17 protein-coding genes are annotated in these 25,982 nt (G+C 72.8%); 9 read left to right on the plus strand and 8 right to left on the minus strand.

Annotation, left to right across the window (positions count from 1 at the left end):
• Position 1: 1 nt before the first annotated feature.
• The 3 genes from ACMA1D_RS26490 to ACMA1D_RS26500 all read right to left on the minus strand — a co-directional run bounded on the left by ACMA1D_RS26490 (position 2) and on the right by ACMA1D_RS26500 (position 4,319).
• On the minus strand, positions 2-1,348 hold the full coding sequence (locus tag ACMA1D_RS26490) for an ABC transporter substrate-binding protein (protein ID WP_414726523.1): 1,347 nt from the start codon (positions 1,346-1,348) through the stop codon (positions 2-4).
• 329 nt (positions 1,349-1,677) lie between these two features.
• Positions 1,678-2,832, minus strand: coding sequence for an ROK family protein (locus ACMA1D_RS26495; RefSeq protein WP_414726524.1), 1,155 nt, complete (start codon positions 2,830-2,832; stop codon positions 1,678-1,680).
• A gap of 422 nt (positions 2,833-3,254) precedes the next feature.
• Positions 3,255-4,319 carry a mechanosensitive ion channel family protein gene (locus tag ACMA1D_RS26500; RefSeq protein WP_414726525.1) on the minus strand — a complete coding sequence of 355 codons (1,065 nt, stop codon included), beginning with the start codon at positions 4,317-4,319 and terminating at the stop codon, positions 3,255-3,257.
• A 255-nt stretch (positions 4,320-4,574) separates the two neighbouring features.
• Between ACMA1D_RS26500 and ACMA1D_RS26505 the strand changes: the two genes are divergently transcribed.
• On the plus strand, positions 4,575-5,111 hold the full coding sequence (locus ACMA1D_RS26505; RefSeq protein WP_176161630.1) for an HNH endonuclease: 537 nt from the start codon (positions 4,575-4,577) through the stop codon (positions 5,109-5,111).
• Between the two features lie 97 nt (positions 5,112-5,208).
• On the opposite strand, the gene ACMA1D_RS26510 is transcribed toward ACMA1D_RS26505, so the two are convergent.
• Positions 5,209-8,478, minus strand: a complete 3,270-nt coding sequence (locus ACMA1D_RS26510; protein ID WP_414726526.1) for a beta-N-acetylglucosaminidase domain-containing protein — start codon at positions 8,476-8,478, stop codon at positions 5,209-5,211.
• A 545-nt stretch (positions 8,479-9,023) separates the two neighbouring features.
• On the opposite strand from ACMA1D_RS26510, the gene ACMA1D_RS26515 reads away from it, so the two are divergent.
• From ACMA1D_RS26515 to ACMA1D_RS26530, 4 genes are all read left to right on the plus strand, one after another.
• Positions 9,024-9,308 (plus strand): hypothetical protein, encoded by a 285-nt coding sequence (locus tag ACMA1D_RS26515; protein WP_414726527.1) that lies wholly within the window; start codon positions 9,024-9,026, stop codon positions 9,306-9,308.
• Between the two features lie 163 nt (positions 9,309-9,471).
• The gene (locus tag ACMA1D_RS26520) at positions 9,472-9,714 is read left to right on the plus strand and encodes a hypothetical protein (protein ID WP_349993072.1); all 243 of its coding nucleotides are present in this window, start codon (positions 9,472-9,474) and stop codon (positions 9,712-9,714) included.
• A 467-nt stretch (positions 9,715-10,181) separates the two neighbouring features.
• On the plus strand, positions 10,182-11,213 hold the full coding sequence (locus ACMA1D_RS26525; protein ID WP_414726528.1) for a LysR family transcriptional regulator: 1,032 nt from the start codon (positions 10,182-10,184) through the stop codon (positions 11,211-11,213).
• 465 nt (positions 11,214-11,678) lie between these two features.
• The gene (locus tag ACMA1D_RS26530; protein ID WP_414726529.1) at positions 11,679-12,647 is read left to right on the plus strand and encodes an acyl-ACP desaturase; all 969 of its coding nucleotides are present in this window, start codon (positions 11,679-11,681) and stop codon (positions 12,645-12,647) included.
• Between the two features lie 404 nt (positions 12,648-13,051).
• Here ACMA1D_RS26530 and pepN read toward each other — a convergent pair whose 3' ends face one another.
• The 3 genes from pepN to ACMA1D_RS26545 all read right to left on the minus strand — a co-directional run bounded on the left by pepN (position 13,052) and on the right by ACMA1D_RS26545 (position 20,395).
• The gene (pepN, locus tag ACMA1D_RS26535; RefSeq protein WP_414726530.1) at positions 13,052-15,646 is read right to left on the minus strand and encodes an aminopeptidase N; all 2,595 of its coding nucleotides are present in this window, start codon (positions 15,644-15,646) and stop codon (positions 13,052-13,054) included.
• Positions 15,647-16,087: 441 nt separating this feature from the next.
• Entirely contained in the window at positions 16,088-19,444 is a 3,357-nt protein-coding gene (locus ACMA1D_RS26540) for a S8 family serine peptidase (RefSeq protein ID WP_414726531.1), read from the minus strand.
• 678 nt (positions 19,445-20,122) lie between these two features.
• Positions 20,123-20,395, minus strand: coding sequence for a dsRBD fold-containing protein (locus tag ACMA1D_RS26545; RefSeq protein WP_414726532.1), 273 nt, complete (start codon positions 20,393-20,395; stop codon positions 20,123-20,125).
• 390 nt (positions 20,396-20,785) lie between these two features.
• On the opposite strand from ACMA1D_RS26545, the gene ACMA1D_RS26550 reads away from it, so the two are divergent.
• From ACMA1D_RS26550 to ACMA1D_RS26565, 4 genes are all read left to right on the plus strand, one after another.
• Positions 20,786-22,555, plus strand: coding sequence for a TIGR03767 family metallophosphoesterase (locus ACMA1D_RS26550; RefSeq protein WP_414726533.1), 1,770 nt, complete (start codon positions 20,786-20,788; stop codon positions 22,553-22,555).
• Between the two features lie 104 nt (positions 22,556-22,659).
• Positions 22,660-22,908, plus strand: a complete 249-nt coding sequence (locus ACMA1D_RS26555) for a hypothetical protein (RefSeq protein WP_414726534.1) — start codon at positions 22,660-22,662, stop codon at positions 22,906-22,908.
• Entirely contained in the window at positions 22,905-23,306 is a 402-nt protein-coding gene (locus ACMA1D_RS26560; RefSeq protein WP_414726535.1) for a PIN domain-containing protein, read from the plus strand. Before ACMA1D_RS26555 ends, ACMA1D_RS26560 begins: the two co-directional genes overlap by 4 nt.
• Before the next feature lie 172 nt (positions 23,307-23,478).
• Positions 23,479-24,771, plus strand: coding sequence for a serine hydrolase domain-containing protein (locus ACMA1D_RS26565; RefSeq protein ID WP_414726536.1), 1,293 nt, complete (start codon positions 23,479-23,481; stop codon positions 24,769-24,771).
• Between the two features lie 37 nt (positions 24,772-24,808).
• On the opposite strand, the gene ACMA1D_RS26570 is transcribed toward ACMA1D_RS26565, so the two are convergent.
• A complete protein-coding gene (locus ACMA1D_RS26570) occupies positions 24,809-25,810 on the minus strand; it encodes a hypothetical protein (RefSeq protein ID WP_414726537.1) in 1,002 nt (333 codons plus the stop codon).
• Positions 25,811-25,982: the final 172 nt, after the last annotated feature.

A 25,982-nucleotide genomic window follows, 5' to 3' on the forward strand; every position in this document is an offset into this window, starting at 1 on the left:
GTCAGTTCTGCGCTTGGAGGTTGTCGGCGTCTATCTGGTCGTCGAGTTTTCGCAGTCCCTTGTCGAGATCGTCGACCTTTCCGGCCTCGGCGTCATAGGCGAAGTCCTGGAGCGCCAGGATGTACTGGCCGCCGTTGATGGAGGCCGGGAGCGCGACGCTGTCCGGGTGCTGGGCGATGTTCAAGAACGCGCGGAACGTGGGGTCGGCATCGAGCTTCGGGGAAGCCAGCGCGGCCTTGGTCGACGGCACGTTGTGGATCGCATTGGCGAAGGAGACGACCTGATCGGTGTCGGCGGTCAGGAACCGCACCAATTCCCAGGCCGCGTTCTGGTGCTTGCTGCTGTGCGCGATTCCGGCGACCGTCCCGGTGAGATATCCGCGGCCGTAGCTGTCGGCCTGGTCGTCGGGGACCGGCATCGGCGCGGTGCCCCATTCGAAGTCCGCCTTGGCGTCGTTCAGCATCAGACCGCGCCATTCGCCGTCCATGTGCATCGCCAGCTTGCCGGTGAGGAAGGCGTTCTGGGACGACATCTCATCACCGAAGGTGGTACGGAACTTCTCCAGCTTGTCGTAACCGCCGAGCGCCTTCACCAGGTCGCGCTGGGTGGTGAAGAAGTCCTTGGACGCCGGCTCCTTGGCCAGCCTGGCCTTGCCCTTGTCGTCGAAGTAGCGCGGGCCCCACTGCGCGAACAGCCGGTCCGGGCTGTTCTGGTAGAGCCGGAAATTGGGCATGAAGCCGAGCTGCCGGTAGCCGCCGCCCTTCTCCTGGGTGAGCTTGACGGCCGTCTCCTTGAGCTCGGACATCGTACGCGGAGGCCGCTTGATGCCCGCCTCCTTGAAGGCGTCCTTGTTGTAGTAGAGCCCGTACGCGTCGGCCAACAGCGGCAGCGCGCACTGCTCGCCCTCGAAACTCGTGTAGTCAAGGAGGGTCTTCGGGAAGACCTTGTTCTTATCGAGGCCCGTCTTCTTCATGAAGGGGTCGAGATTGACCCACATGCCGGAAGAGCAGTACTGCCCGACGTTATTGGTGGTGAACGAGGAAACCACGTCCGGCGCATCGCCACCACCGGCGCGCAGCGCCTGGTTCATGGTGACGTCGGTGACGTTGCCGGTGGCCTTCACCTTGATGTTCGGGTGCAGTTTCCGAAAGCGGTCAAGGCTGTCATTGATCGCCTTGACCTCGTTCTTCTCTGCCCAGCCGTGCCAGAACTTCAAGGTCACGGGCTTGGTCGGGTCGTCGTTCGCGCTACCGGTGCTGGGATTGGCACATCCCGCGAGCAGCAACCCGCTGGTGGCGAGCACGGCGGCGAGGACGGCCGGAGCGCGGAGCATACGCGTTCGCGGCATGACGGACTTCCTTAGCGGCGAGGAGAGGACGGGGTGGGAAAAGAGAATTGCGGCGACCGGCGCAGGCCGGGCAGACCATGCCGAGGAGCGTGGGCCATGCCGTACGGAAAGGGCCTGCTGGGATGGAGAAGGAGATGGAGACGGAGTACGGGGAGGGGAACGGGGGTTGGCCGGGCCGGTCGTGTCGTTGGTGCGGTCGGGGAGTTCGGGGAGTTCGGGGAGTTCGGGGAGTTCGGGGAGTTCGGGGAGTTTGGGGGAGCCAGCGAATTCGGGAGGGTGGGAAAGCCTGGGAGGAGGTGCGGAGGTGCGGAGGTGCGCCGGGCGCGCGGTCAAGCGGTGTCGAAGACGGTCTCTCGGGCGTCGGCCAACGCGGTGCGCAGCGCGCCGATCAGGATCGGGCTGTCGTCGAGCGCGCTGAGCCGTAGCTGCGGCCTGGGCAGGGCGAGTCCGGTGAGTTCGTCGCTGACCAGGTCGAGCAGTCGTTCGCCGCCGGCGTGCGGCACCTCGCCGCCGAGCACCACCAACTCCGGGTCGACCACGGCGATCACGGAGGCGATGCCGGTGGCCAGCCGGCGGGCCACCTCGGCCAGGACCGCGTCACCGGCGCCCGGCGTGGCCAGCGCCCGGGCCAGCGCGGTCGGCGCGTCCGGGGCGGAGATGCCGTGTTCGGCGGCGAGCGCGATGACGGCCGGGGACGAGGCGAGGCGCTGGAAGCCGCCACCGGCGTCCGGGTCGGCGAACGTCTCGGCACCGCGGGCGAGCGGGGCGCCGGGCAGCGGCATGTAGCCGATCTCGCCCGCGCCGCCGGTGGCGCCGCGCAACAGGGTCCCGCCGAGCACGATCGCGGCGCCGATCCCGTCATCCGCCCAGATCAGCACGAAGTCGTCGAAGTCCTGTGCGGTGCCCCGGTCCTGCTCGGCGAGCGCCACCAGGTTGACGTCGTTCTCGATGACGACCGGGGTGCCGAGCGCCGCATCGAGTTCGGTGCGGAGCGAACGGGACTGCCAGCCGGGCAGGTGGGGCGCGTAGCGGAGCACGCCGGTGCGGGGGTCGAGGGCGCCGGGGGTGCCGATCACGGTGCGGTGCAGGGCGTCGCGCTGGAGCCCCGCGGCGCGCAGCGCGCCGTCCACCGCTGCGGCCACCAGCGCCGGGGTGTGGCGGGTGGCCTCCTCACCGGTGGCGTCGGAGGCCAACCGGTGCTCGCCCACGATCGTGCCGGACAGGTCGGCGATGACGGCGGTGATCTGGAGCGGGGTCACCTCGACGCCCGCGACGTGCGCGATGCTCGCGTTGATCTCGTAGAGCTGCGCGTTGGGGCCGGGGCGGCCGGTGGCGGTTCCGGTGGCGCGGACCAGTCCGGCCGCCGCGAGGCGGGCCAGCAACTGGGAGGCGGTGGGCTTGGAGAGCCCGGTCAGCTCGCCGAGCTGGGTGCGGGTGAGCGGCCCGTGCGCCACGAGGAGGTCCAGGGCCGCCCGGTCGTTCATCGCCCGCAATACGCGGGGCGTTCCCGGCGTACCGGCCACGACTGACCACCACCCTTCGCTGATCAGATGACGGGCCCCGTTGCCGCGCCATCTATTAGGAAAGTTTCCTAATGGTGAACAGGAAGGTAGGCGGCGTTCCGCGCGTCGTCAATGGTTCCATCGGAACGACTTCGCAGGGCTGGCCAAAGCGTTATGGACGCGCCCTCCGGGATGCGCACGGAGCGAGTGGCCGGGCGCGGTGCGTGTTCCCGACGGAACGGTGGGGCGTGACCCGGCCCGGGAGACCAGCCGACTGACCGCCCGGGCCGGGGTGGGTCGGGGCGGGCCGGGTCGGGGCCGAGGCTGGTGTGGGGGCCGAGCCGCGGGCCCCGGCGCGGAAACGGAGTGGGCCCGCCCCGGCAAGCGGGGGCGGGCCCGGACGGCTACTTCTGGAGGTTCGGCGGCGGTATCGGCGCCGCCGCGAGGGACTGCGGCGAGGTCGGGCTGGCCAGGGCCGAGGGGGCGGCGACGGCCGCGGACGGGTCGGCGGGCGGCGTGCTGCCCTCGGCGACCGGGGGCGGGCCGCCCACCATCCGGATGCCCTCGGCGTCCAGCGCCCGCTTGATCCGCCAGCGCAACTCCCGGGCCACGCTGAGCGCCTTGCCCGGCATCGTCTTGGCGGAGACCCGGATCACGACGGAGTCCAGGTACACCGCGTCCAGGCCGAGCACCACCACGGGCTCCCACAGCGCCTCGTCCCACGGCTGCGACGTGCCCATCTCCGCACCGGCCTGGGTGATGACCTTGCGGGCCTTCTCCAGGTCCTCGTCGTACCGGATTTGCACGTCGACACCGGCCGTCGACCAGCCCTGGCTGAGGTTGCCGATCCGCTTGACCTCGCCGTTGCGCACGTACCAGATCTCGCCGTCGTCGCCGCGCAGCTTCGTCACGCGCAGGCCGACCTCGATCACCTCGCCGGAGGCCACGCCCGCGTCGATGGAGTCGCCCACCCCGTACTGGTCCTCCAGGATCATGAAGACGCCGGAGAGGAAGTCGGTCACCAGGTTCCGGGCGCCGAAGCCGATGGCCACGCCTGCGACGCCGGCGCTGGCGAGCAGCGGGGCGAGGTTGATGTCGAGTGCGGACAGCACCATCAGGGCGGCGGTGCCCAGAATCATGAACGAGGCGACGCTGCGGAGCACCGAGCCGATCGCCTCGGACCGTTGGCGCCGGCGCTCCGCGTTGACCAGCAACCCGCCGAGCGCCGTGCCGTCCACCGCCTGCGCCGTACGGTTCATCCGGGCGATGAGCCGGGTGATCGACCGCCGGATCACCGTCCGCAGCACCAACGCGATGATCACGATGAGCAGGATGCGCAGGCCCAGGGCGAGCCAATCGGACCAGTTGTCCTCGATCCAGCCGGCGGCGCTCTCGGCGGACTCTTGCGTCTCGTCGAGCGTCGTGGCGCGTGGCGTCGCGTCAGCGGTCGGTGCGGCGGACCGGAGCACAGCGGGTGACCCTTCTGTGAAGAGGTGTCCGATGCGGGTGCCCGGACAGGCACTCCACACTAACGGGGCACGTCAGGTGTCTCGTTGTCCTGTTCGAGGGACAACCGCGAGCAGCGCGGAGGTGAACGGGATGTGGGCGAAAACACTCTTGGTCCGTTACCTGGTGGTGGTGGCGCTCTCACCAGGGCTGCGTAGACACTAAGGGGAGATCGTCCCGGCGCGAGCCACGCGCCGCCGGCGTACAGGGAGGCACCCGTGCCGCATGTTCTGGTCCTCAACGCGTCGTACGAGCCACTCGGCGTCGTACCGCTCCGCCGCGCGCTCGTACTCATCCTCAATGACAAGGCCGTCAGCCTTGAGGAGTCAGGCGCCCTGATGCACAGCGCAACCCGCGTCATACCCGCACCGAGCGTCGTCCGCTTGAAGCGGTTCGTGCGGGTCCCCTTTCGGGCCCCCGTTCCGCTGACCCGCCGTGCCCTGTTCGCCAGGGACGGTGGCCGCTGCGCTTACTGCGGTGGCGTCGCAACCAGCGTCGACCACGTCATCCCGCGCAGCCGGGGCGGCCAGCACGCCTGGGAGAACGTCGTTGCGGCGTGTCGCCGTTGCAACCACGTCAAGGCCGACCGCCACGTGGCGGAACTCGGCTGGCGACTACGGCACCAACCGGCCCCACCCTCCGGCCTCGCCTGGCGCATCATCGGCACCGGGCATAGGGACCCGCGCTGGCTGCCCTACCTACAGCCGTACGGCGCGGAAGATGCGATGGCTCGGATCGACGGCGTATCCGCCTGAGGCCCGGGCCATCAGTGTGTAGTGGGCCCGGACCACCGGCGGGTATTCACGCAGGTCCGGGCCCCGATCATGACTGTGGCCGGCGGGGCCGGTCGGGTCAGGGCGTCACCGCGTAGGCCCGGACGGACCACAGCGAATAGCCGAAGCGGGTGGCGCGTTCGTCGCCCTGGACGCGTATGAAGCGGGTGTCGGGTGCGTCCATGCGGAGCGATTCGCGACCGCCCTTGCCGTTCTTGACGGTGGCCGCCGTGCGCCAGGTGCGGCCGTCGGCAGAGACCTCGATCCGGTACCGGGCGGCGTGGGCGTCCTGCCAGTGCAGGTCGACGCGGCCGAGCCGGGCCGGGCCGTCCAGCGCGAGTTGCAGCCAGGCGTGCTCGGTGGCCGGCGATGACCAGCGCGTCGCCGGGTTGCCGTCGGTCGCGGCCGTGGCGGGGAAGTCCGCCGTTTCGTCGGCCGACGAGGTGACGCGTGCCGTGCGGGCCAGGTCGGGGCCGCCGGTGCGCTGGTGGGCGCGCACCGTCAGCGTCGTCTGCTCGGAGCCGAAGCGGATCGGCAGCCGGTACGCGCCCGGCTTGCTGCCGGCCGGCACCGCCACCTCGATCTCGGCCGTCGCCGTGCCGCCGCGCGGCGCCGTGACCTGTCGCGGTGCCGCGACCTGCAACCCGCCCGTGCTGCGCACGGTCAGATCGCCGGTGACGTCGCCCGGGCGGCGGCCGATCAGCCAGACCTTCACCTTGGTCGGCCGGCCACCGATCTCCGCGTCCGCCTCCGTCTGCGATATCCGCAGCTCGGCCGGTGGGGCGTCGGCGAACCACGGGGTGACCTCCTGCACGGCGGGTGGCCGCACGCCGGGCGCCCAGCGCAGCCGCACCGCGTCGGCGTGCAGCCCCTTGCCCGCCCGCTGGGTCCAACCGCTGGCGGACAGTGCGCCGAGCCGCCGCCAGCCGTGCCCGGGCACCCGCACCTCCACCTCGCCGATCGTCCCGCCGGCCTGCTTCGGGACCGCCTCGGTGAGCACCGTCACGGCGCTCAGCGGCCGGCGCTCGCCGAAGGCCACGGTGGTCGGCTCGGCCCGCTCGCCGCCGGTGCCGGGCTTGTCGTCGGAGGGACCGCCGGAGGGTCCGCTGGTGGGACCGCCGGTGGGGCGGTCCGTGGTGTCGTCGGTGGGGCTGCCCGTGCCGGGCGCCGGCGGGCGGTAGGCCGTGGTCGGATCGCCGTCGGCGGCCGACTGCGCGCCCGCCGCGGGCGTGAGCTTCTTCGCCCGCTCCTTGCCGCCGGCGGCGTCCAGACCCCACCAGGCGTCGATCTCGGTGACGGCACGGGTGAGGAACTCGGGCAGCACGCCCTTGCCGACGGTCACCGGGCTGGCCGCGAGCCGCTTCCGCTCCGCGCGCAGGGCACGCTGGTCCCGCCAGGCAGCCGCGCCGTCGCCGCGCGCCTGCGCGGTGAGCGCCCCGACGGCGTGCTCACCGGCGGCGCCGAACCGCCCCAACTGGTCGAGCCACGGCGTGACCTCGCCGTGGAAGGTCTCCGCGAGCAGGCCGGGCGCCTCGCGCAGGGTGCGGAACGCGGCCGACAGGCGCTCCGCCGCCTGCCGCAACCGCTGGTCACCGACGCCGTCGGGGCTGCCGGGACCGCTGCCGGGGGAGCGCGGGGCGGGGGAGCGGTCCGCCCCGGGGGCCGCGTCGCGGGCCGCCCAGAACTCGTCGATCAGCGGGCGCAGGTACGCCGACTCGGGCACGGTCTGCGAACGGTCCCGGCCCCAGCCGCCGAGCAGCGAGGACGCGTCGTTGCCGGCGAAGGCCCGCAGCGCCGCCCGGGTCCGCGGGTCCTGCCCCGCGAGGTCGTCGACGGCCGCCCGCCAGGAGTCCTGAGGCCGGTACCCCTGGGGGTTCCAGGCGAAGTCGGCCGAGGTGAACAGTGCGATGCGGGACGCCGTGGGCTGGCGCATCGCATTGGCCAGCAGCGCGGACGAGCCGCCCGCCACGGCCGGGTCGCGCCCGGAGTACGGGCCGAGGAAGAGCCGGTCCTGCGCGTAGTCGTTGACCGGGTAGTTGTCCATCGTGACCAGCGGGTGGGCGAACGCCGTGCGGGCCTCGGCCAACTCCTTGCCGGTGATCGTCTTGGGCACCACGCCCACCCCGGTCCAGGCCACCTCGACCTGCGGGTCGAGCGCATCGGCGAGCGCCGCGCGGAACTCCGTCGCACCCTTCTGGAAGTACTCGGTGGGGAGCAGGGACAGCGGCTCGGCCCCCGGGTGCCGCGCGGCCAGGTGCGCGGCCAGGGCGTTGGCCACCTTCGCCTGTGCGAGGGCCGCGGCACGCGGTCCCGAGCCGAACGCGTCGGCGTCCGAGCCGCAGTGCCACTCGCTGTAGCTCACGTCCTGGAACTGGAGTTGGAAGGAGCGCACGCCCAGCGCCCACATCGCGTCCACCTTGCGCTCCAGCGCCGTCAGGTCCTTCTCCGACGCGAAGCACATGGCCTGCCCGGGCGCCACCGCCCAACCGAGCGTCACATGGTTGCGCCGGGCCCGCTCGGCCAGTTCGCGGAACTCGGCGCGCCGCTCGGCCGGGTACGCATCGCGCCAGCGGGCCTGCCGGAAGGTGTCGTCACCCGGCGCGTAGAGATAGCGGTTCTGCTTGGTGCGGCCCAGGAAGTCGATCTGGTCAAGCCGCTGCCGGTGGGTCCACGGCGTCCCGTAGAAACCCTCGGTGATGCCGCGGGCGCGGGTGGCCGGCCAGTCCCGGACCCGCACGCCCGGCACCATCCGCCGGTCGCCGGTCCGCCCGGCACCGCCGGGCAGGAGCTGACGGAGCGTCTGCACCGCGTGGAACAGGCCGTCGGGCCCGACGCCGGACAGCGCGAGGACGCCCCGGCCCTGCACGAACCCGGTGGCCAGGCGATACCCGCCGGCGGGTAGGTCACCGCGGGCCGGTGCGCGCAGTGCCCGCAGCGCGTCGTCCGCCGGCTGCCCGTCCGCGTACACCACCAGGGCCCCCGCCGGCAGCGGGTCGTCAGGCGAGGCGTCGACCACCGTGCGGGCGCCGGCCGTGCGCAGCACGGAGCGCAGCACGTCGAGCGCGGCTGCGTCCGCGTCCGCGGCGGCGACCACCTGCACCTCGTCGGTGACCGCCACCGGCGTGCCGACCGGCTGCATCGCGTGCGGTCGCGGCCACACCGGCGGCAGTCCGGTCGCAGAACTCTCGGGCGCCTCCGCGGCGCTCGCCTCCCGCGGGCCAGGCAGCGGCGCAGCCGCGGCGCCCGGCGCGGAGCCGAGCAACCCGCCGATGACGGCGGCGGCCACGGCGGTCGCTCCCGCAGCGGTCGTGGCCCGCGCCGCTGTCGCCCTGTTCCCCCGGAGCCGCACGGCCCCCTCCTTAACTCTCCGCAACGCCACTTCCGTCTCCCGCGGCGGGCGCCGCGATCATGGCGTTACGGAGATTGTGGTGGATGCGGCCAGGACCTGGCGACGGCTGTGGATAACCAGTTGTCGGATAAACGGATAACTCCAATGGGGGTGTGGATGAAGCCCGCTGCGCACCGCCTGAGTGCCCGCCCGGGCACGGCGGATGCCTCGTACGGCGCTGTACGGCGATGGGCCCCGAGCCCGCCACCCGGCCGGCGGGACGCCGGCGGCGCCGACGGATCGAAGCGAGGGGAGCCGACCCGAGCGCCGGCCTTGCGTGCCGGGGCCCGCGGGGCGGGCCGGACGGCCGGACTCCGCCCGCAAAATCCGTCGCCGTGGTGCGCGCGGCGGTCCAGATATGGCGGTCTGTGGCCTTGGTGAGCGGGAAATCATCCGCGGGGGGACCATGTGACCTGAAGCACGTTTGAGTGTGGGATACGTCTGTCCCCGCCATCTGTGGGTAGGGCTCGACGTGTCTCACTGCCCACCGACCTCAGGAGGCCCGTGTGGCCGCGTCCGTGCAAGCCCTTCCGTTTGCCCATTCCAAACAGGCAGAGCCGTCCCCGCCGGACCTCTACGAGGGCGTGTCCGACCCCGAGTCCGGACTGGACGGCTCCGGCTCATCCGGGTTCGCCGAACAGCCCCTGACCAGTGAGCCGCCGCTGTCCGACGCGGCCCCCCTGACCAGCGAGCCGCCGCTGGGCGCCGAACTCCCGCTCACCAGCGAGCCCACCGCCGCCGCCTACCCGGTCGAGCGTGCCGCCGCGGGCCCCGAGTCGCTGGCGTCCTGACGCCCACCCCGCGCGCGGACGACCGGCACCCGCCACCTGGGGGCCCTGCGCACCGGCGGGCGCAGGGCGCGGCCGGGCGGCGGAGCCGCGGCGGGGCGGGTACGGCCGCGGTGGGGGTGACCCCGGGCGCGCGGTGGTGTGAGGGGTTGGGTAAATTGCTGCTGTGAGCACTAAGGCCAAGAAGAACGCCCTGCGCGCCGGTACGGTCACCGCCGGGCTGACGTTGATGATGTTGATGTCGTCCCCCGCGTTCGCGCTCACCCGCGACGACGGTGACGACCCGGGCCCGGGTCTGAGCGTCATGGAGACGCTCGGTCTCTACGTCGCCGCGCCCATCGTGTCGTTCCTCGTGATCGCCGGTCTCGTGATGGTCGGCAGCAAGAACAACAAGCTGCCTTCGAGCTGACCCACGCCGCACCGCCAGACGCCCATAGCCCTTCGGCTTGGGCGTTTTTGGCGTACGGGTCGGGCTTACGGCCCGGCTGACCGCCCGGCCCGCGGGCGCCCGTGTGGACCCGGGCCGCGCCGGCCCGCTGCGGATCACCCAGGCCCCGCTCCTGATCACACCCGAGCCGGCCCTGGACCGCCCGGTCCGCCATGCCTCCTCCGCGTGCTCTCCGCGTGCTCTCCGCGCGTGCCCGCGCGCGTACCTGAGCGGATCGTGGATCGCGGCGCGCACCGGCGGTCGGCCCGTCGGCGACCCGCCCTGGCGCGCCACACGGAGCACGCTCCGTTGCCCCGTGCGTGTGGCGCCGTACGGCCCCTCCGCGGGGTCAACTTGCCGCTTCCCTCAGGGCGTTGGGGAGATGTCGGGGCGACGCCCCGGCGGGTGCGGTCCGCCGCTCGGCGCGCCCGGCTGGATAGCTTGCCCCCATGGCGGACTGGGACCTCAGAAGGCTCCGCGTGCTGCGCACCCTCGCCGACCTGGGCACGGTGACCGCGACGGCGCAGGCTCTGTGCATGACGCCCTCGGCGGTCTCCCAGCAGCTCTCCGGGCTGGCCAAACAGTTGGACGTGCCGCTGGTCGCCGCGGACGGGCGCGGGGTGCGGCTCACCGATGCCGCGCGGCTCGTACTGCGCCATGTGGAGGACGTGTTCGCCCAGTTGGAGCGCGCCGAGTCGGAGCTCGCCGGCCACCGGCTGGGGGAGTGCGGGCAGGTGCGGGTCGGGGCGTTCGGCACCGCGATCGCGGCGCTCGTGGTGCCCGCCGTGCGCCATCTGCGCCGCCGGCACCCCGGGATCACGGTACGCGTCCACCAGGCGGAGGCGGCGCACGCGTACGAGCTGTTGGCGCGCGGGGCGGTCGAGTTGGCGGTGACGCTCGCCGCCTACGCGCCGCCGGCCAAGGACCCGAAGTTCACCCGGGTGCCGCTGCTCGCCGACCCGCTGGACGTCGCGCTGCCGGCCCGGCACCCGCTCGCCGCCGCGTCGCGGCTGCGCCTGGCCGACCTGGCCGACGAGGCGTGGATCTGCACGGCAGGCGGGCCCGCGCCCGAGACGACCACGGCCGTGTGCCAGGCGGCCGGCTTCGCACCGGTCAAGGCGCACGCCGCCGCCGACTGGCCGGCGGTCTTCGCGCTGGTCGCAGCGGGGATGGGGGTGGCGCTGGTGCCGCGGATGGCGACCGCGCCGCCGTACGGCGGGGCCGACCCCGCGGTCGTGGTCCGGGTGCTGCACGCGGACCGGCCGCGCCGGTACGTGGTGGCTGCCGTGCGCCGCGGGGCCGAACGGGCGCCCGCGCTGACCCGCGCCCTCGACGCGCTGCAAGCAGTCGCGGCGACCCGCCGCGCCGCACCCGAACCGGCTGCGGCGCAGGCCACCGCGGTGCGGCCCGCAGCGGCGCCGACCGGCACGACCGCGACCGTCGGTGACGCCGGCCCGAGCGCCCCACTCGGCAGCGCCTAGCCCGGGCGGCGTGCCGCGTCGCGAACCACCCGCACCCCGCCACCCCGATCCCCCGCCACTTCCCACACCCCGCCACGTCCGATCCGCCCCGCCACTCCCCGCCCCCGCCACTCCCCGGCGCCCCACCGCACGAACGTGCCCACCAACCGCGGAACCGGCCGTCAGACCGCCCCGTACGGCCGGCGGTCCGGCGGCGTACGGGCCGCCCCGTAGCGCCGCAGCCGGCGCCACGGCCAGGTGCTCCGTAGCAGGTCAGAAGGGTGAGGGCGGGGTGCGCTCGGCATGGGGCGGGTGTGGAGTCCAAGGTTCCGGGCGGAGGTGGGCCGGCGTGTCGAGCGGGGGCGGGCCGAGGGTGGGCGGCTTGGCGTTTACGGACGCTTTAACCTACGTTGTCGTAACCTACGGTCCCGTAGGTCGGACACGTCCCCAGTAGTCCGCAACTCCCCGTCCCCAGGAGTCCCCGCTGTGACCACCGCCATACCCCGTCGTACCGGAAAGGCCGCGTGGAGCGACAGCCAGTTGTTGTTCGCGCTCGAAGAGGTCGTCGAGACCGAGCTCAACCGACACCTGCGCGTCGCCAAGGACTGGATGCCCCACGAGTACGTGCCCTGGAGCGACGGCCGTAACTTCGACGGCGTCATGGGCGGCGAGGCATGGGCACCCGACCAGTCGAAGGTCAGCGCGGTCGGCCGGGTGGCGCTGGTGGTGAACCTGCTCACCGAGGACAACCTGCCCAGCTACCACCACGAGATCGCCACCCTCTTCGGCCGCGACGGCGCCTGGGGCACCTGGGTGCACCGGTGGACCGCCGAGGAGGGGCGGCACGGCATCGTGATGCGCGACTACCTGCTCACCTCGCGCGCCGTGGACCCGGTGGAGCTGGAGAACTGCCGGATGTCCCACATGTCCGAGGGGTTCGAGTCCGACAACGCGCACAGCATGCTGCACTCGGTGGCGTACGTCGCGTTCCAGGAGCTGGCCACGCGGATCTCGCACCGCAACACCGGGCACCACTCGGGCGACCCGGTGTGCGACCGGATGCTGGCGCGCATCGCGACCGACGAGAACCTGCACATGGTCTTCTACCGGAACCTGCTCTCGGCGGCGTTCGAGATGGCCCCCGACCAGACCATGTGTGCCGTGCGCGACGTCGTGGTGGCCTTCCGGATGCCGGGCCACGGCATCCCCGGCTTCGAGCGGGCGGCGGCGCAGATGGCCATCGGCGGCATCTACAACCTGCGCATCCACCACGACGACGTGCTCCAGCCGGTGCTGCGCTTCCTGAAGGTGCTGGAGATCACCGGACTCGGCCCCGAGGGGCTCCAGGCCCAGGAGGAACTCGGCCTGTTCATGGGCGGCCTCAACGACCAGGCGACCCGCTTCGACGAGCGCCGCGCGGCGCTGCTGGCCCGCCGGGCGGCCCGCGGGAAGTGAACCCCCGGGCCCACCCCGCCCGGCCCGGTCCGCCGGCCCCCGCCACTCCGCGACGACCTCCGCCGTTCGCGCCGGCGCCGGCCTCGCCTGACGGCCCTTGTCCGACGGCCCTCGCCCGCTCGCCGGGCGGGGGCCGCCGCGCGTACGGCGTATGGGGCGAGCCCGCCGTACGGGCACACCACATCGCGCCCACACCAAAAAAAGGGGGGCCGGCCCCCGTTTCCGGAAGGCCGGCCCCACTCCTGCCGATCAGGCCGTGACCTGCGGCGATTCACATCGCGTCAGCGAGCCGCGCGCAACGGCTCGGCCCCGCGCCTCGCCCGGGCCCGGCGCCGAGCGTGGCCAACACCAAGCCCGGGCCCAACACCAAGCCCAAGCCCAGCGCCGAGCGCCCGGCAGAGCGCTCAGCTAGCCGCGTCCGCCCGCTGGGCGTGCAGCGCGCGCTCCACACCGGCGCGGTTCTCGGTGACCACGCGGCGCAGGGCCGGCGTCGGTTCGGCGCTCGCCAGCCACGCGTCCGTGGCGTCCAGCGTGGCCTGCGAGATCTGGATCGTCGGGTAGAGCCCGACCGCGATCTGCTGGGCGATCTCGTGGCTGCGCCCGTCCCAGACGGACTTGACCACGGCGAAGTACTTGTCCGCGTACGGCGCGAGCAGTTCGCGCTGGTCGGTCTGGACGAAGCCGTTGATGACCGCTTCCTGCATGGCGTTCGGCAGCGTGTCCGACTCCACGACCGCCGCCCACGCCTCGGCCTTCGCCGCCTCGGTGGGGCGCGCCGCGCGGGCGCTGGCCGCGTGCTGCTCGCCGGCCGAGGTCTTGTCCCGCTCCAACTCGGCCGCGATGGCCGCCTCGTCGGCCCGCCCGGTGGCGGCCAGCCGCAGCAGCAGCCCCCAGCGCAGGTCGGTGTCGACGGCCAGGCCGTCGATGCTCTCGCTGCCGTCCAGCAGCGCGGCCAGCAGGTCCAGGTGCGCATCGGTGCGGGCGGTCGCGGCGAACGCGCGCGCCCACGCGAGCTGGTGGTCGCTGCCGGGCTCGGCGGCCCGCAGGTGTTCGAGCGCGGCCTCGCCCCAGCGGGCCAGGCCCTCCGCGCGCCACTCCGGCGCCGCGTACAGGTCGAGGGCCAGCTTGAGCTGCCGGTGCAGCGACTGCACCACGCCGATGTCGCTCTCCTTGCCGATGCCGGAGAGCACCAGCTCCAAATAGTCCCGGGTGGCCAGTTCGCCGTCGCGGGTCATGTCCCAGGCCGAGGCCCAGCACAGCGCGCGCGGCAGCGACTCGGCGAAGTCGCCCAGGTGCTGGGTGACCTGGCGCAGCGACTCCTCGTCCAGCCGGACCTTCGCGTAGGAGAGGTCGTCGTCGTTGAGCAGCACCACGGCCGGCCGCGGCTTGCCGACCAACTGCGGCACCTGCGTCAGCTCGCCGTCCACGTCCAGCTCGATCCGGCCCCAGTCCTCACCGGCCGGGACGCCGGCGCCGCGCACCAGCTTGCCGTCCGCGTCCAGGTCGTAGGCGCCGATCGCGATCCGGTGCGGGCGCAGCGTGGACTCGCCCTTGGCGCCGGCGGGCAGCGCCGGGGCCTCCTGGCGGACGGCGAAGGAGGTGATGACGCCGTTCTCGTCGGTCTCGATCTCGGGGCGCAGCACGTTGATGCCGGCCGTCTCAAGCCACGCCTTCGACCAGGTCTTCAGGTCCCGCCCGCTGGTCTCCTCAAGGGCGCCCAGCAGGTCGGAGAGGCGCGTGTTGCCGAAGGCGTGCCGCTTGAAGTACGCCTGCACGCCGCGGAAGAACTCGTCCTGCCCGACGTAGGCGACGAGCTGCTTGAGCACGCTGGCGCCCTTGGCGTACGTGATGCCGTCGAAGTTGACCAGCACGTCGTCCAGGTCGCGGATGTCGGCCATGATCGGGTGCGTGGAGGGCAGTTGGTCCTGCCGGTACGCCCAGGTCTTCATCTGGTTGGCGAAGGTGGTCCACGAGTGCGGCCACTTCGAGCCCGGGGCGTACGCCTGGCAGGCGGCCTCGGCGTAGGTGGCGAACGACTCGTTCAGCCACAGGTCGTTCCACCACTCCATGGTGACCAGGTCGCCGAACCACATGTGGGCCAGCTCGTGCAGGATGGTGGCGGCCCGCACCTCGTACGACGCGTCCGTCACCTTGGAGCGGAAGACGTACTGGTCACGGATGGTGACCGCGCCCGCGTTCTCCATCGCGCCGGCGTTGAACTCGGGCACGAAGAGCTGGTCGTACTTGGCGAACGGGTACGCGTAGTCGAACTTCTCCTCGAACCACTCGAAGCCCTGCCGGGTGACGTCGAAGATCGCGTCCGCGTCCAGGTACTCGGCGAGCGAGGGACGGCAGTAGATGCCCAGCGGCACCGAGCGCCCGTCCGCCTCGTAGCTGCTGTGCACGCTGTGGTACGGGCCGACGATCAGCGCGGTGATGTAGCTGGAGATGCGCGGCGTCGGCTCGAAGGCCCAGGTGTTGTCCTTGGGCTCGGGCGTCGGCGAGTTGGAGATGACCGTCCAGCCCTCCGGGGCCACCACGGTGAACTGGAACGTGGCCTTCAGGTCGGGCTGCTCGAAGGAGGCGAACACCCGGCGCGCGTCCGGCACCTCGAACTGGGTGTACAGGTACGCCTGCTGGTCCACCGGGTCGACGAAGCGGTGCAGCCCCTCGCCGGTGTTGGTGTACGCGCAGTCGGCGACCACCCGCAGCTCGTTGCGGCCGGCCAGCAGGTCGGGCAGGGCGATCCGGGAGTCGGCGAAGACCTCGGACGGCTCCAGCGGGCTGCCGTTCAGCACCACCTCGTGCACCGTGGGCGCGACCAGGTCGATGAAGGAGGAGGCACCGGCCTCGGTGCTGTCGAACCGGACCGTCGTGACCGAGCGGTAGGTGCCTCCTTCCTGCGCACCGGAGAGATCGAGGTCGATCTCGTACGCGTCGACGGTGAGCAGGCGCGCCCGCTCCTGCGCCTCTTCACGGGTCAGATTCGTGCCAGGCACCTGGGCATCTCCTAACGATTTAGACGTAGTGGCCATCCTTCCACGCCGCATGTGGCCGCCTCGCGGAATATCGGGAGGGCGGCGGGGACGGGCCCCCGGGTGGCGGGGACTGCTCCCTGGGCGGGTGCGGACGGGGCCCTTGCGCGGCGCGGCCGGGCGGCCGGGCGGCCGGGCGGCCGGGCTGACATGCGGGCTGACGCGGGCGGCCGTACGGGCGGCCGTACGGGCGGCCGTACGGGCTGACGCACGGGGTGGCGGAGCGTCTGCGGGGCGAGCCGGTGTCGCTGGCTCGCCCCGTAGGTGCCGCCCGTGAGCGGAGTGGATGTCAGGAAACGTCACACGATGTTCTGCTTGGTGTCACACCGGGCGCGGAACGCCGTGGGCGCCACACCCGGTGCGGGCCACCGTGGGCGCCACACCGGGTGCGGACCGTCGCAGCCGTTACGGAATGACCTTCTTGATCTGCACGCTGCCCACGCCGGTGCTGGTGCCCGCCTTGTTGACCAGCGCCAGTTCACCGAAGAAGGAGCGGCCTTCCGGAGCCGGCCCCGCTACCACGACATCGGCCTTGACCTGCGTGGACTCGCCGTTGCCGAGCGTGACCCGGTTGCCGGGCTCGACCTTGATCTCACCGAGCGACGGCGCGAAGAACAGGTCCTGGTAGTCGAAGGCGGTACTGCCCGACGGGACCGAGTAGCCGGCCACCTCGATGGTGTAGGTGCCCGCCTTCGGCGCCGCCAGCGACACCTTCTCGTTGGAGCCGGAGGAGGTCGAGTCGCCCACCACCTGGCCGTCGAAGACCACGGCCAGGTCCAGGTCGGACTTGGCGTCGGCGGCACCGCCGATCGCCACGTCGAGCCGGGTGGCGCCCTCGGCCACGGTCACCTCGGTGGAGTACGTCTGGCCCTGCTTGATGGTGGGCCGCTCGGTGCGCGCGGAGCCCAGCGGCCCGCCCCGCAGCTTGCCGTCCACCGGCCCGAACTCGTTGCTGACCTTCCACTCCACCGGAGTGGCCTGCCCGATCTTCGCCTCCGCGAGCTCCTGCGTCTGCGGAGCGAAGGTGCTGCCCAGCGCGTTCACCGCGAGCCGGTACGGGTTGTCCAGGTACGGCGAGGTGCGCCGCGCCTCCACCTCGATCTCCCACACGCCCGGGATCGGGTTGGCGTAGGCGCGCCGGTCCGGGCGGCAGGTGTTCGCCGGGTTGTCGTAGTGCGGGTAGCAGGCGATCGACGAGGTCGGATCGGCCGGCACGCCGTACGGGTCGATCGCGATGAACCGGGTCTGACTCTTGCCGCGCAGCCCGTCGAGCGCCACCTCAAGGGTCTTGGCGCCCTTGGGCACGGACACGAAGTACGAGGTGGGCGCGTTGCGCTGGACCGAGCCCGACTCCTTGACCGAGTAGCCGGGGGCCACCTGCGGCTTCGCCACGATCACGGTGTTCAGGATCTGCTGGTCGACGCCCTCGGTGCGCCGGTCGTTGACCTCCAGGATCGCGCTGTGCGCACCCACCGCACCGGGCCTGGCCCGGACCTGCACGGTGACCGGCTTGTTCAGCGGCAGCCCCACCACGTCGCGGCCCAGCAGCCGGAACGCACCGCTGTTGGTCCGCCACCGCAGCGTGTGCCACACGGTGCCGGTCGGGCCCGAGGTGCGGGTGACGGTGAGGTCGTACGTCTTGGACTGGCCGGGCTTCAGGCCGCTCTCGCGGTCGTAGACGCCGGTGCCGAAGCCCGGGGTCTTCAGGTAGTCCGAGAGCGCGGACTTCACCGGCGCCTTGACCGTGTACGCGTGCGCCTGCGCACCCCGGCGGATCGACTTCCAGGCCGCCACCACGTCCATCCGGCCGGCGCCCTGCTCGTACGCCTGGACGCCCGGGATCGGGTGGGCGGTACTGGTCAGCGCGGTGCGCAGGGTGGCGGGGGTGAGCTTGATGCCCTGCTGCTTGGCGGCCGAGAGCAGCAGCGCCGAGGCGCCGGCGGCCTGCGGGGAAGCCATCGAGGTGCCCTGGAGCATGCTGTAGCCGACCGGCAGTTCGTACCCGGCCTCCTTGACCGGGCCGCCGGGTATCCAGGTCTGGGTGGTGTTGATCGAGGCGCCCGGGGCGACCAGGGTCGGGGTGAATCCGCCGTCCTCGCGCGGGCCGCGCGAGGAGAACGGGAAGAGCGCGTACTTGCGCTTCACCTCGGAGCCGTAGTTGGCGGCCCAGGTCTCCTTCGAGACGCCGGCGCCCACGCTGATCACCTTGTTGGCCAGCGACGGGTCACCGATGGTGTTGACGCCGGGGCCGCTGTTGCCGGCCGAGATGACGAGCTGCACGCCGTAGGTGTCGATGAGCCGGGTGTACAGCTCGGAGCGGGCGTTGTTGCCGTCGTTCAGCGGCGGCAGGCCGCCGATCGACATGTTGACGATGTCCACGCCACGCTTGGTGACCAGGTCGATCATGCCCTCGGTCAGCGCCACGTTGGTGCAGCCGCCGCCCCAACTGCACGCCCGCGAGGAGACGATCTTGGCGCCGGGCGCGGCGCCGTTCATCCGGCCGCCGAACAGCTTGTTGGCCGCGGTGATGCCCGCGACGTGGGTGCCGTGCTCGGACTCGATGATGCCGACGTTGACGAAGTCGGCCTTCTTGCCGACGTTGGAGCCGCCCAGCGGGTCCAGCGGCACGTCCTTGCGGATCTCGACGACGAACGGCGAGCGCTCGGCGACCGGCGTCTTCGGGTCGTCCGTGCCGAAGTAGCCGACCTGGTACCCGTCCCGGTACGGCTTCATCGCCACGTCGTCGGTGAAGTCACCGTTGTCGTTCAGGTCGACCCGTACGGTGCCCCTGGCCGCGTCGTACAGCAGCGCCCAACTGTCGGTGGTGTCGCCGTCGCGGTTGACGTCGCCGTGGTAGTCGCTGCCGTCAGGACCACCGTCGGTGATCTTCTCCGCGAACCGGCTGACCTGGTACGTGCCGTCGGGCGCTGTGTAGGTGCGGCCCTGGTAGGAGAAGGCCGGGCCGGAGACCGTGGTGGTCATCGGGCGCCAGGTGCCGTCCTCGTCGGTGATCGGGTCGGTGGCCGTCACCCAGTCCACGATCTTGCGCTCGCCGGTGGTGGTCTTCTGCAACGCGGGGTGCGCCAGGTCCACGCCGGAGTCCAGCACGCCGATGGTCACGCCGCGCCCGTCGGCCCGCGGGTTCTTGGCGACGAAGTCGACGGCGCCGGTCTCGAACGCGGGCTGGTACGGGTTCTTCGCCGGCGTGTGCTTGCCGGGGGCCGGGTAGTGGCCGGACTTCCCGGCGGCGGCGCCGCGCACCGAGTCGCCGCCCGGTGTCGGGTCGGGCAGCCGGATGTCGTGCTTGAGGTCGATGCCGTGCACGTCGGCCAGTCGCTTGGCGCGGTCGATGGCCTGGTCGGCCCGGCCGATGGGCACGGTGGCCCGGACGTAGCCGAGCTTGTCGTAGGTGCGGCCGACGGAGGCGCCCTCGACCGCGTCCAGCGCGCCGGCCACCCGCTCCGTCGAGCCCGGGGCGGCGGCCACCATCATCGTGATCGTCTTGTCGCCCTCGGCCTTGGCCTCGGCGAGCAGCTTGGCGTCGGCGGCGCCGAGCTTGTCCTTCGCCGGCTTCGCGGGGTCCGCCTGGCCGGCCTTGGCGGCGTCGGTGAGCGGGGTGCCGGCGGGCGCGTCGGCCAGTGCCGGGGTCGCGCCGGCCGCGGAGAGCGCCGCCACCAGACCGGCCGCGAGCACGATGCGGGCCGTGCGTCTCTTACCGGACTTTCCCCGGGATATGTCAACAGGTGATCGGAACATGGGCATCCTTATTCGGAATACGGTGCCAACAGACCGTTCACTGTTGTGGAGACGCGCGTCCTTGGGGAGGGCCGCCCAGGCCACTTGTTCCGATTGGCACATTCCCGCCACGCGCGAGAAGCGACGAACCATGCGTAATGCCGTGGAGGGCGCGGCGCCGGATGTGGAGGGTGATCGCCGCCGCAGCACGCGTGGCCGCCGCGCGGCCGGGCGCCTGCGTGGCCGTACGGGTGCGCAGGCGGGGGCGGTGGGGCGGCCGGGTGTCCGGGGTGGGTGCGTCGGGTGGGCGCGGGGGCCGGGCCGCACGCGCATCCGCCCCGCCGGGGTGCGGCGGGGCGGATGGGGTCGGCGGCTGTGACCGGTGTGGTCTGGGTGGCCTGCGCGGCCTATCTGGTCTGGGCGGCGGTGCGGGCAGCCGCAGGGACCCCGTACCGAACCTAGCGCGAGCAGCCGTAGGGACCCCGCACCGAACCTAGCGCGAGCAGCCATACGGGGACCCCGCACCGGACCCAGCGCGGGCAGCGGTGCTCGACTCGGTACGGGACCTGGTGCACCTGTGCGTACGCCCTGACGCGCCGCACCCGGCGCAAGCGCCCGTACCCCGCCGCGCACCGGGCCGGGCGGGCTTCCGCCGGTCGTGGTGCGGTCGGGACCGCCGCTACGTCAGCGGTGCGGCGGCGGACCTCACACCCGTAGGTGGTCCACCGGTTGGCGGGTGTGCGCCTCGATGTCCTCGGCGGCGTGGTGCACCAACTGGTGGCTGAGGTCGGAGAACGCCCGCGCGGCGGCCAACTCGTCGCCGATCGCGGGCACGTGCGCATCGGTCGCCTTGCGCATCGCCGTGCCGTGGCCGACCAGCGAGCCACTGTTCTCGCCGCGCAACTTGGCCTCGGCGGTCACTTCTCGGCCGACCTCGGTGATGGTGATTTCCGCGTTCCACTTCTTTGTGCCAGTCACGGTGGGCTCCTCACACGCGGCGCGTCGCTCGTACCCACTTTTCATGCTGGCACCGGCCCCGCCGCCGCGCACCCGGGGGCGGCCGGGAGCGCCGCAGCCCGCCGCGCGAGCGGCACCAGCAGCCCAGGCGCCGCGCGTGGCCCAGCCGCCTTCCCCTCGTTGGTGAACACGTGGTGACCAGTTCCATGCCGGTTCCATGCCGGCCGGCGAGCGGTCGGTGGCCGTGCCCGGGCGTGGTGATCCACGTGCGGAGATGGGCGTCGCACGTTGCCGCCGCGTTCACGCACCGGCCACTCCCGCTGCCAACGATCCCCAGTGACGGCAGTGGTCAGCACAGTCCAGGGCCGCTTCCAGATCCCGCCTCCGCGCACCGACTCGGGGAGATCGCGCATGTCCCGTATCGCCCGGTCCCGTATCCGCTCCGCCGCTTCGTCGGCCACCTCGGCCGTCGCCGCCGTCAACCGGCGCGCCCTGCTCGCCGCCGCCGGTGGCACCGGCGCGGCCGTCGGGCTCGGCATCGCCTTCGGGCCGAGCAGCGGTTCGGCCACCGCCTCGCCGGCGTCGGCCGCGTCCGCCGCCGAGCCCTGCGCCGCCGCCGCACCCGCCGCCCCGGCCGGGCCGACCACGGCCGGCACCACGGTGCACAGCGTCGCGGCGCCGCGCGGTTCGGGCGCGTACCGGCGGCTGGGCGCGGGCCCCGGCTGGGCCCGCAAGGTGCGCGGCGAACTGGCCGCGGCCAAGGCGGGCCGGGCCGGCCGCCGCACCACCCTCGCCTCCTTCGTCCAACTCACCGACCTGCACCTGACCGACGTGCAGCACCCGCTGCGGTACGAGTTCATGCGCTCGGGCCGGGTCAGCGCCTGGCGCCCGCACGAGGCGCTCTCGGTCGTCGGCGCGGTCTCGCTGGTCGAGCGGGTCAACGCGCTCCGCACCGGCCCGGTGACCGGCGCCCCGCTGGCCTTCGCGATGACCACCGGCGACAACACGGACAACAACGCCAAGGTCGAGCTGGACTGGTTCCTGACCGTGATGAGCGGCGGCCGGATCACCCCCAACACCGGCGACCCGCGCCACTACGAGGGCGTCCAGGACAGCGGACTGCGCGAGTTCTGGCACCCGGAGAGCACCCTGCGCGACGCGGACAAGAAGCTCGGCTTCCCGCGCATCGACGGCTTCCTGAAGGCCGCCCTGCGCCAGGTCAACAGCCCCGGCCTGCGGATGCCCTGGTACTCCACCATCGGCAACCACGACGACCTGTCGGGGGGCTCGTACGCGTTCGGCGGCGGCTTCCTCGCCGACTTCGCCACCGGTACGCGCAAGCTCCAACTCATCCCCGCGGCCGAGGCCAAGAAGCTCATGCAGGCCGAGCGGGAGGGCGCCGACCCGACCGGCAAGCGGACCAGGGAGCTGCTGCGCGCGCACGCCAAGCAGATGCGGACGATCACCCCGGACGAGCGCCGCGCGCCGTTCACGCCGCGCGAGTACCTGGCCGCCCACCTCGACCCGCGGCACGCCGGCCGCGGCCCCGTCGGCCACGGCTACACCCGCGCCAACCTGGACGCCGGCACCCTCTACTACACCTTCCGCATCTCCGCCGACGTGCTCGGCATCAGCCTGGACTCCACCGACCCCGGCGGCCACTACACCGGCTCGATCGGCACCGCCCAACTGCGCTGGCTTGAGCGGACCCTGAAGGCCCACCGGGACCAGCACGTGATCGTCTTCAGCCACCACTACAGCCGCAGCATGAAGAACATGACCCGCGACCCGGCCCACCCCAAGGAGGCCCGGCACAGCGGCGCGGAACTGGTGGCCCTGTTCAACCGCCACCCGCAGGTGGTGGCCTGGATCAACGGGCACAGCCACAAGAACGAGATCACCCCGCGCAAGACGTTCTGGGAGATCACCACCGCATCGCACATCGACTTCCCGCAACTGGCCCGGGTGATCGAGCTGGTGGACAACCGCGACGGCACCCTGTCGCTGTTCACCACCCTCATCGAGTCGGCCGCCCCGTACCGCACCGACCACACCGACCTCTCACAGACCGGCCTGGCCGCCCTCTACCGCGAGCTGTCGTTCAACGCCCCCGAACGCAGCACGGCACTCGCCGGCGACCCGCACGACCGCAACACCGAACTGTTGCTCCGCAAGCGCTGAGGGGGCGTCGGGCGGTTTGTTGCCCGGTGCCCTTTCAGGCGCTTGGCCGTCAAGGGCGGGCCGGGGACCCGAGCCCGACGTGCATACTCCAGTATGCTTGACTCATGACCTCGACGACTCGCATTACCGTCACGCTCCCAAGCGACCAGGTGGCGGAGCTCCGCAAGCTCACGGACAACGTCTCCGGCTATGTGGCGGAGGCCGTAGCCCGCCAGATCCGGCACCAGCTCCTGGGCGACGATCTTCGCCGCCATGAGGAGGAGCACGGGCCTTTTAGCGACGAAGAGCTCACCGAGGCGCGCGCGAAGATCTTCGGCTCCGCTGGCACCTCCAAGGGCACGGGCGCCGCGTGAGCGAGCGCATCGAGACCGTGGTCCTGGACTCGGAAGGGCTCTCCGCCTGGGTCGCGCAGGACCGCAAGCTCCTCGCGGTGCTACAGGTCTTCCACGACATGGGGGCCGACCTGGTGATCGGGGCCAACACCATCGTGGAAGTCGCCCACTTCCGGACCAACATGCCCCGCCTGAACTGGGCCCTGTCCCGGATCAGGGTGGAACCGGTCACCGAACAAGCGGCGAAGGCGGCAGCGGAGCTCCTCAAGGGCGCTGGGCTGCACGGGCACAAGTACGCCATCGACGCCACGGTCGCTGAGGTCGCCCTGCGCCAGCCGAAGCCCGTCGCCCTCCTGACCTCCGACAGCGACGACATGACCAAGCTCTGCGGAGACCGGGTCCGCATCGTCCCGCTCTGACGCGCCGGCCGGCCCCGGCCAGGCCCGCCCCACCCCGTCCTCGCAGCAGGCGGTCAACCCGCCTACCCCTCCCGACGTCCTGTCCCGATGACAGTGCACCGACAGCACCCGAGCGCGCGGGGCCGCAGCGACGCGGGCCGTGGGGCGGCGGGGAAACGGAGTTGAGGCACAGATGCGGACACAGCGGATGCGGGGCGTGCTGGTGGGAGCGACGGCGCTCGCCGCGCTCGGGGCCGGAGTGGGGGTGGCGCCCGGGGCGGGGGCCGCCGACGGGACGCGCGGCGGAGCGCGGGACACCGGGCACTCCGCCGCCCAGGCCGCGCTGGACGCCCAGGTGGCGGAGTACGGCGCGCCGGGCGCCCTGGCGCAGGCCAGGGACAAGCACGGGGTGTGGAACGGGCGCGCGGGCGTGGCCGACCTGACCACCCAGCGCCCGCGCGGCAAGGACGACCACTTCCGGGCCGGCAGCATCAACAAGACGTTCGTGGCCACCGTGCTGCTCCAGTTGCGGGCCGAGGGCAAGGTCGACCTCGACGCCACCGTCGACACGTACCTGCCGGGCGTGGTGCGCGGCAACGGCCACGACGGCCGCCGGATCACCGTCCGCCAACTCCTCAACCACACCAGCGGCATCTACAACTACACCGCTGACCAGGAGTTCCGCGCCGACCACTTGGAGATCGGCTTCCTGGAGCACCGCTACGACACCCTCACCCCGCAGCAGCTCCTCGCCTTCGCCCTGCGGCACGAGCCCGACTTCGCGCCCGGCACCGACTGGAACTACTCCAACACCAACTACGTGCTCGCCGGCCTGATCATCGAGAAGGTCACCGGCTCCCCGTACGCGACCGAGGTGCAGCGCCGCATCCTCGGGCCGCTGAAGCTGCGGGACACGAGCTTCCCCGGCACCGGCTCCCGCCTGCCGAGGCCGCACGGGCGCGCGTACAGCAAGCTCTCGACGGACCCGAAGGCCCCGATCCACGACGTCACCCGGCTCAACCCGTCGGTGGCCTGGGCGTCCGGTGAGGTCGTCACCACCACCGCCGACCTCAACCGCTTCTACGTCGCCCTGCTCCGCGGCCACCTGCTGCCGGCGGCGGAGTTGGCGCAGATGAAGACCACCGTGCCCGTCGCCGATGGCGTCCCGCTGCGCTACGGGCTCGGCCTGATGGAGTGGCGGCTGTCCTGCGGCACCACGGTGTGGGGGCACGACGGCGGCATCCACGGCTCGGCCTCGTACGCCTTCGCCGACGAGGGCGCCGACCACTCGATCGCACTCAACCTCAACGGGGACTACGCGGGTGACGGCTCGATGGTCGTCGACGCCGAGTTCTGCGGCGTCACCGACGGGGGCGCGGCCAAGGGGCTCGGCAAGGGCGGCGAGGACCGGGCCGGCTCGGTGCGGCTCGGCAGCGAGCTGAACGAGCTCGGGGCCCCGAAGGCGCCGGCCACCCCGCGGAGCTAGCCACCGGTGCGGCCCCTGGCGCGGGGCCGCACCGCACTCAGCGCGGCAGCACGGTCACGGCGGCGGGCTCGCGGTCGCAGGACGCGTGGAGCGCGGTCCGTACCGCCGTGGCCTGTCGCTCCAGGTCCGCCCGCAGCCGGCGCGCACTGACCTGGAGCACCGTGATGCCGAGCCCCGCCAGGTGCAGGCGGCGGCGCTCGTCCTGCGGCCACGGGGCGCTCCCGTCGGCCTGCGGCCCGCGGGCGATCAGCTCGACGGCCACCGAGTGCTCGGGCCAGTACGCGTCCACGGTCCCCAGGTACGCGCCGTCCGGCAGCCGCAGCCCCACGTTCCACAGCGGCTCGGGCAACCGGTGTTCGCGCACCATCCGGTACAACAGCCCCTCCGCGATCGCCCGGCCGTCGGCCACCAGCCCCTCCACCGCGTCCACCACGTGCGGCCGGTCGAGCAGCCGGGCCCGGGTCACCTCGCGCACCAGGGCCACCGCCTCGCAGTGCCCGTCCCGTACTGCCTCCACCATCAGCGCGCGGACCGTCGACGACTCGCTCAGACAGCCGGCCAGGTCTGCGAGGGCCCGCGGCACCGGGGCCACCGCGAGGCCGGCCACGAAGACCGGGCGGGGCAGCGCGCCGGTGCGCAGCAGGCGGACGTAGCCGGTCGAGTGCGGCCGGTGGGCGTGTGCCACCAGCACGTCGATCCGCTCCAGGGCGGCCAGTGGCGGCACGGTCGCGAACCCGTGCAGGGCGAGCGCGGCGGCCCCGGTCACCAGCGCGGCGGGGTGCCGCCCGGGGGCCGCGGCGTACAGCAGTGCGGCCTCGGCCCGCTCCTCGCCGCTGGGCCGTTCCGCGTGCAACAGGTAGACGCCGGGCAGGAGTTGCTGCCACGGCCCGCCGGTCCGCCCGCGCTCGGCGAGCAGCGCCGCGGGCACCCCGTGCTCGCGCAGTTGGCGCACCGTGAGTACGCGGCGCCCGGCAGTGGACAGGTGTCGCAGCGGACGCGGCGATGCGGCGTCGCGCGGGGCCAGGAAGTCATGGGTCATGTCCGGCAGGTTCCCGTGGCCGGGGCGCCGGGTCAGCATCGTGACAGAACCGGCAAAAAGTTGGGACAACGTCATATCAATGCGCTGAAGTTCCCTTATCGACCGTCTTTTCGGGTCAGTGGCCGCTAGCTGCCTCGGTGGCCGGTGCCCGCCCCGGCCCGTAACGCGGCGG

The organism is Streptomyces sp. 796.1, from assembly GCF_047525675.1.
In the GTDB taxonomy this organism is placed as follows: domain Bacteria; phylum Actinomycetota; class Actinomycetes; order Streptomycetales; family Streptomycetaceae; genus Streptomyces.

Bases quoted from the DNA above. Each gene is read 5' to 3' on its own strand.
- ACMA1D_RS26490 (WP_414726523.1), bottom strand. From the start codon at position 1,348: ATGCCGCGAACGCGTATGCTCCGCGCTCCGGCCGTCCTCGCCGCCGTG.
- ACMA1D_RS26495 (WP_414726524.1), bottom strand. From the start codon at position 2,832: ATGAACGACCGGGCGGCCCTGGACCTCCTCGTGGCGCACGGGCCGCTC.
- ACMA1D_RS26525 (WP_414726528.1), top strand. From the start codon at position 10,182: ATGGCGGACTGGGACCTCAGAAGGCTCCGCGTGCTGCGCACCCTCGCC.
- ACMA1D_RS26540 (WP_414726531.1), bottom strand. From the start codon at position 19,444: ATGCCCATGTTCCGATCACCTGTTGACATATCCCGGGGAAAGTCCGGT.
- ACMA1D_RS26550 (WP_414726533.1), top strand. From the start codon at position 20,786: ATGTCCCGTATCGCCCGGTCCCGTATCCGCTCCGCCGCTTCGTCGGCC.
- ACMA1D_RS26555 (WP_414726534.1), top strand. From the start codon at position 22,660: ATGACCTCGACGACTCGCATTACCGTCACGCTCCCAAGCGACCAGGTG.
- ACMA1D_RS26565 (WP_414726536.1), top strand. From the start codon at position 23,479: ATGCGGACACAGCGGATGCGGGGCGTGCTGGTGGGAGCGACGGCGCTC.
- ACMA1D_RS26570 (WP_414726537.1), bottom strand. From the start codon at position 25,810: ATGACCCATGACTTCCTGGCCCCGCGCGACGCCGCATCGCCGCGTCCG.